Genomic DNA, 786 nt, shown 5'->3' with positions numbered 1-786 from the left:
GCCGTCGAGGCCGCCGGGCTGAAGATCGGCGGCCTGCTGGACGAACTCGGGCGGGCGATGAAGGACGGCCTGGGCGCCGCGCTGCGGGAGCCGGCCGTGATCGCGCTGCTGCGGCTGGCGCCGCCCGGCACCGGCGGCGTGCGGGCGGCCGGCTACCCGGGCGGGGCCTTCGACCCGGTGGCCGCCGGACTGCCCGCCGTCCTCGGCGAGCCCGGGGTGCTCGGCGGACCCGGCGGGACGGGGCTGGCCGTGGTGCTGGGGCAGGACGGCCGGCCGGTGGTGGGCGTGCCCGGGCTGACGGTGAAGCTCGACGAGGCCGGGCGGCCGGTCCTGGACGAGAACGGCGAACCGGTCATCGTGCGTGCCGACGGCACGCCGGTGGCGGACGCCGACGGGCTGGTCGTCGTGCCAGGGGCGGACGGGCGGCCGGTGGTCGGGGTGGAGGACCTGGCCGTGAAGCTGGACGAGCACGGGCGGCCGGTGCTGACCGGGCAGGACGGGCGGGAGATCACGGGGGTGCCGCTGGCGGGGGCGTCGGACGGGCCGTCGGACGGACCGCCGGACGGGCCCGGGGAGAAGGCGGCCGGGCGGCACGGGCACGGGGCCGTGCCCGGTGCGCCCTTTGAGGGCGGACCGGTGACGGCGGTGGCGGCCGGGGCGGACGCGGTGCTCGGTGCGACCGGGGGCGGGCCGGAGGACGAGGACGTGGTGCCCGGTCCCGGCGAGGGCGGGCGCGGGCCGCGTCCGGGCCCGGGGGCGGGGGCGGGGGCGGGGGGGGCGGGGGGC

General features: G+C 81.7%; 1 pseudogene. It reads left to right on the top strand.

The features are described from left to right. Positions 1–786 (top strand): annotated as a pseudogene (locus tag ABD308_RS38025) (hypothetical protein); the annotation flags it as partial.

The sequence above is a fragment of the Kitasatospora putterlickiae genome (assembly GCF_039527695.1).
Classification (GTDB): Bacteria; Actinomycetota; Actinomycetes; order Streptomycetales; family Streptomycetaceae; genus Kitasatospora; species Kitasatospora putterlickiae.
This window is presented reverse-complemented; position numbering and strand designations above follow the sequence as displayed.